Here is a 4,966-nt window from a genome sequence, read left to right as displayed (position 1 = left end):
AGAGCGCGCGCGGCCGCCGCACTGGCTCGGCCCCGTCGGACAGGGCGGCCGGGGCCACCAGGCATTGGCAGTGGTAGCCGGCGATCATCGAGTCGCTGAAGTTGGCCGGCGTCCAGGGGTGGGTGTAGGCGCTGCGTTCGATCGCGCACACGGCCGGGATCCGCTCGTGCGTGATCGGTTCGAGGCGGGCTTCACGCGGCTGAAGGACGGCGCTCATGTCGAGTGGGTGGTTTGTGCCGCCTTGACGGCAGCGCGCTCCTGGGTCGTTTGTGCGACTTTATCGCGAACATAGAGCGGCCACGCGTGCGCTGGCGCGACTGCACGCCCGGCAGCAAGCAACTCGGGGGCCAGCCGCAGCATCGCCTGGGCGGCGGGGAGCGCCTCGTGACGCGCGGCGGCGGCCGGCAGGCGGTCGCCGTAGGCGGCGAAGACATTCCCGGCGAGTGCCCAGCCCGGCGGCACCTGCACTTGCTCGGGCGCCAGCAGCCGCGGCTCGGCTTCGCTCTGGGCGGACTGCCCGAAGTCGTAGTACGCGGCGTAGAGCTCATCCATGCGTGCGTCGAGCAGCGCGACCACGCGCGTGGCGCCGAAGCGGTGGCGCGCCTCCTCCGCCACCGCGTGCAGCGTGTCGACGGGCAGCAGCGGGACACCGGCGCCGAAGCCAAGCCCCTGTGCGACCGAGCAGGCGGTGCGCAAGCCGGTGAAGGAGCCGGGCCCGCGCCCGAAGGCGATGGCGTCGAGCTCGGCCAGGGCCAGCCCGGCTTCGGCGAGCAGCTCCTGGATCAGCGGGATCAAGGTGCCGGAGGCCTGGGCGCCGCCGGGGCCGGTGCGCGACACCAGGTGCTCGCCATGTCGCACCGCGACCGACAGCCACTCGGTGCTGGTGTCGAAAGCGAGGAGCTTCATTTGTGCAGGCATCGCGCGATTATCCCGGGGCAGCCATGCGCCGCGCTGTCCGGGGCCTCTGCAAGCCGACGCTCTGGATAATCGCGCGATGCCTCCCGCCCCGAAGCCCCTGGCGCAGCGCGCCATTCGCCTGTTCATCCTGTTCGCCGCACTGGCTTCGGCGCCCGCGATGGCCCAGCCCCTTCCGGCCGAGGTGGAGGCCGCGCTGGCTCGCGCCCGGGTGCCGCGCGAGGCCGTCACGATGCTGGTGGCGGACGCCGACGGCGTGCGCCCGCCGCGGCTGGCCTGGCGCACGCAGGTGCCGGTGAATCCGGCCTCGGTCATGAAGCTGGTCACCACCTACGCGGCGCTCGACCTGCTGGGGCCGGCCTTCACCTGGAGCACGCCGGTGTACGTCGACGGGCCGGTACGGGACGGCATGCTGGCCGGCAATCTGTACATCCGGGGCCAGGGAGATCCCAAGCTGGTCCTCGAGCGCCTGTGGCTGCTGCTGCGGCGGGTGCAGGGGCTGGGCATCCACACCATCGCCGGCGACATCGTGCTGGACCGCAGCGCCTTCGAGGTGGCCGATACCGATCCGGCTGCCTTCGACGGCGAGGGGCAGCGGCCGTACAACGCGGCGCCCGAGGCGCTGCTGATCAATTTCAAGTCGGTGGTCATGACCTTCCAGCCGAACCTCGACGGCCAGACGGCGCAGGTCAGCTTCGAGCCCTTCCTGAGCGGCGTGAGCACGCCGTCCACGGTGCCGCTTTCGGCCGGCGAGTGCGGCGACTGGCGTGCCGCGCTGGCGCCGGCCTTCGGCGATCCGGCGCGCATGGGCTTCGCAGGCAGCTACCCCGCAGCCTGCGGCGAGAAGACCTGGACGGTAGCCTATGCGGACCCGCGCAGCTATGCGATGCGCGCGGTCGGCGGGATGTGGGCCGAGATGGGCGCCCGGCTGAAGGGCCAGGTGCGCGAGGGCTCCGTGCCGCGCGGTCTCGAGCCGGCCTTCGTGTTCGAGTCGCCGCCGCTGGCCGAGGTGGTGCGCGACATCAACAAGTACAGCAACAACGTGATGGCGCAGCAACTGTTCCTCACGCTCGGGCTGCAGCAGAAGCGGCGCGGCACGCTGGAAGGCGCGCGCGCGACGCTGCGCCAGTGGTGGAACGATCGCATCGGCACCGGCGAGGGGCAGCCCGTGTTCGACAACGGCTCGGGCCTGTCGCGCGAGGAGCGCATCAGCGCGGCGGCGCTTGCGAAGATGCTGCAGGTGGCCTGGCGTTCGGCACGGATGCCCGAGCTGGTGGCCTCGCTGCCGGCCATGGGCGTGGACGGCACGCTGCGCAGGCGCGTGCTGCGCGCCGGCGGCGCGGCCCACCTGAAGACCGGGAGCCTGCGCGACTCGGCGGGTATCGCTGGCTACGTGCACGGCGCCAGCGGCCGACGCTGGGTGGTGGTCGCGATCGCGAACCACGGCAGCGCGGGCGCGGCGCGGCCGGCCTTCGATGCGCTGGTCGACTGGGCGGCGCAGGACAACTGAATGCGCAGTCGCCCAGGTGACCCGGGCGCCGCAGCGGATCGGGGTTTCCCTTGTCGTGCCTGGGGAAGGGCCAGCCTAGGATCGTGCGCGCCTCTTTCGCCTCTTTCGCCTCTCTCTTCACCACGACACACACCACGGAGACCAGCATGAAACGTCTGCACCTTCTGAGCGCCATCCTGACGGCCAGCCTGTTGGCGGCCTGCGGCGGCGGCGGCGACGGCGGCGGAGGTGGCTTCGCCTTCATCGGGTCAGGGAGCGGCACCGGCTTGCTGAAGGAACCGCCGGTCATCGTGGCCTCGCTCAGCACGGCGCAGATCGACGCCGGCACCGCGCAGAGCGGCCTGCAGGCGCTCAGCGGCAAGGCCAGGTGCGACGTCAACGTGGTCTCGCTCAACTACAGCACCGTGGGCCCGAAGGGCGAAGTCACCAACGCCTCCGGCGTGCTGCTGATGCCGGCCGGGGCCTGCGCCAATGCGGCGCCGCTCGTGGCGTACGCCAAGGGCACCGACGTGCAGAAGCCGCGCACGCTGGCCAATCCGCAAGACCCGGAGACCTTCTTGCTGACCGCGATGTACGCGGCCCAGGGCTATGCGGTGGTCGCCACCGACTACCTGGGCTACGCGAAGTCCACGTTTCCCTACCACCCCTACCTGCACGCCGATTCGGAAGCGCGCACGGTGCTCGACTCGGTACGGGCAGCGCGCGCCGCGGTGGCAACGCCGGGCGGCTCGCTGTCGGGCAAGGTGATGTTCACCGGCTATTCACAGGGGGGCCATTCCTCGATGGCCGCGCACCGTGCCGCCGAGCGTGACAACCCCCTGGAGTTCAACGTAGTGGCCGGCGCGCACCTGGCGGGGCCCTACAACCTTTCCGGCTCGTTCAAGCTCACGCAGGCCACCGCCGGCTACCAGTTCTTCGTACCCTTCATCGTCAACTCGTACCAGAAGGTGTACGGCGACGTCTATACCGACGTGAACACGGTCTACAAGCAGCCCTACGCCGGCTACATCGAGAACCTGCTGCCCAGCCCGACGCTGAACTACACCACCCTGGTGACCAGCGGCAGCCTGCCCGGCGCCAACGGCGAGACGCCGAACCAGGCGCGCGACGCACTGTTCCAGGAAGCCTTCCTGGCAGACGTCCAGACCAACCCGAACAACGCCCTCTTCCTCGATGCCAAAAAGAACGACCTGCTCGGCTGGAGCCCGCGCGCGAAGACGCTGCTGTGCGGCGGCGCCGGCGATCCGACCGTGCCGCCCGCGGTGCACATGGTGCCGGCGAAGGCGGATTTCGATGAGCGCGGTGTGACCACGGTCACGACGGTGGACGTGGATGCGCAGATCCAGGCGACCTACGGCCCCGGCGGCAAGGCGCCGACCGATCCGTCCACGGCCGCCTACGCGACCTACTTCGGCGCCTACCACGGCACCTACGAGCCGCCCTTCTGCCACGTGCGCGCACGGGCTCTGTTCGACACGGTGAAGTAGCGTTCGAGGTTCAAGCGGCTGCAGCGCGCTGCAGCCTGTCGCGAACGCCTTCCCATTCGGGGCCGGCGGGTGGTGTCTCCACCCAGATCAGCTTGGCGCCTTCGGCATCGAAGCTGCGCAACAGCGCGAACAGCTGCTGGGCGGCGGCGGCGGCATCGTCGGGCATGCGCCGCAGCAGCACGCGCTGCGAACGGCACTTGAGCGGGCTGCGCGACCAAACGGCCAGATGCGCGGCGTTGGCCCCCAGCACGTCGAGGCCGGCCTGCAGCGCCTTGGCGTCCATCAGCCTCAGCTTGGCGCTGGGCGCGTAGTGCGCCTCCAGCGTTCCCGAGGCGCGCGGATCGGGCGCCGCCAGCTCGTGCCTGTCGCGCAGCGGCTCGCCGCAGGCGGTCTCGATCTGCGTGCGGGTGATCGCACCGGGGCGCAGCAGCACCGGCTGGCCGCGGCTGCAGTCGACGATGGTCGATTCGATGCCCACCTCGCAGGGGCCGCCGTCGATCACCAGCAGCGTGTCGCCGAACTCCTGCTGCACATGCAGGGCGGTGGTAGGGCTCACGCGGCCGAAGCGGTTCGCGCTCGGGCCGGCCACGCCGGGCACGCCTTGCTCGGCACAGGCGACCAGCAGGGCCTGCGCCACGGGATGGTCCGGGCAGCGCAGCCCGACGGTGTCCTGCCCGCCGGCCGCAGCGGCGGCGACGCCCGGCTGGCGCGTGACGATCAACGTGAGCGGCCCGGGCCAGAAGGCCTGCACCAGCTTCTGCGCGAAGGGCGGCAGCGGCTGGGCGAAGCGCGACAGCGCCTCCGCGCCCTTGACGCCGGCCGCCACATGGACGATCAGCGGATGGTTCCTGGGCCGGCCCTTGGCCGAGTAGATGCCGGCCACCGCATCGTCGCTCGTCGCATCGGCGCCCAGGCCGTAGACGGTTTCGGTCGGGAAGGCCACAAGGCCGCCAGCGCGCAGCACCCGAGCAGCTTCCTGGATGGCTTCGGGCGACTGGCCGTCGCGAATCGTCATCAGTCCGCCCGCCGGGCCGCCCCAAGGGCGGACTGCGCC

The 4,966-nt window shown here is 71.4% G+C and carries 4 protein-coding genes and 1 pseudogene; 2 read left to right on the top strand and 3 right to left on the bottom strand.

Features of this window, described 5'->3' with window-relative positions; genetic code table 11:
- Positions 1 to 217, bottom strand: a pseudogene (locus tag APY03_RS42280) (ribosomal protein S18-alanine N-acetyltransferase); the annotation flags it as partial.
- Positions 214 to 906 (bottom strand): tRNA (adenosine(37)-N6)-threonylcarbamoyltransferase complex dimerization subunit type 1 TsaB, encoded by a 693-nt coding sequence (gene tsaB, locus APY03_RS01790; RefSeq protein ID WP_068673356.1) that lies wholly within the window; start codon positions 904 to 906, stop codon positions 214 to 216. The pseudogene APY03_RS42280 and the gene tsaB, both read right to left, overlap by 4 nt.
- A gap of 88 nt (positions 907 to 994) precedes the next feature.
- Between tsaB and dacB the strand changes: the two genes are divergently transcribed.
- On the top strand, positions 995 to 2,425 hold the full coding sequence (dacB, locus tag APY03_RS01785) for a D-alanyl-D-alanine carboxypeptidase/D-alanyl-D-alanine endopeptidase (RefSeq protein WP_068673354.1): 1,431 nt from the start codon (positions 995 to 997) through the stop codon (positions 2,423 to 2,425).
- Positions 2,426 to 2,571: 146 nt separating this feature from the next.
- The gene (locus APY03_RS01780; RefSeq protein WP_083944104.1) at positions 2,572 to 3,912 is read left to right on the top strand and encodes a lipase family protein; all 1,341 of its coding nucleotides are present in this window, start codon (positions 2,572 to 2,574) and stop codon (positions 3,910 to 3,912) included.
- 10 nt (positions 3,913 to 3,922) lie between these two features.
- On the opposite strand, the gene APY03_RS01775 is transcribed toward APY03_RS01780, so the two are convergent.
- Positions 3,923 to 4,927 carry an L-threonylcarbamoyladenylate synthase gene (locus APY03_RS01775; RefSeq protein ID WP_068673352.1) on the bottom strand — a complete coding sequence of 335 codons (1,005 nt, stop codon included), beginning with the start codon at positions 4,925 to 4,927 and terminating at the stop codon, positions 3,923 to 3,925.
- Between the last annotated feature and the right edge of the window lie 39 nt (positions 4,928 to 4,966).

Origin of the sequence: Variovorax sp. WDL1 (genome assembly GCF_001541225.1) — a bacterium.
Classification (GTDB): domain Bacteria; phylum Pseudomonadota; class Gammaproteobacteria; order Burkholderiales; family Burkholderiaceae_C; genus Variovorax.
This window is presented reverse-complemented; position numbering and strand designations above follow the sequence as displayed.

Coding starts and splice junctions, on each gene's coding strand:
- tsaB (WP_068673356.1), bottom strand. CDS start 906: ATGAAGCTCCTCGCTTTCGACACCAGCACCGAGTGGCTGTCGGTCGCG.
- dacB (WP_068673354.1), top strand. CDS start 995: ATGCCTCCCGCCCCGAAGCCCCTGGCGCAGCGCGCCATTCGCCTGTTC.
- APY03_RS01780 (WP_083944104.1), top strand. CDS start 2,572: ATGAAACGTCTGCACCTTCTGAGCGCCATCCTGACGGCCAGCCTGTTG.
- APY03_RS01775 (WP_068673352.1), bottom strand. CDS start 4,927: ATGACGATTCGCGACGGCCAGTCGCCCGAAGCCATCCAGGAAGCTGCT.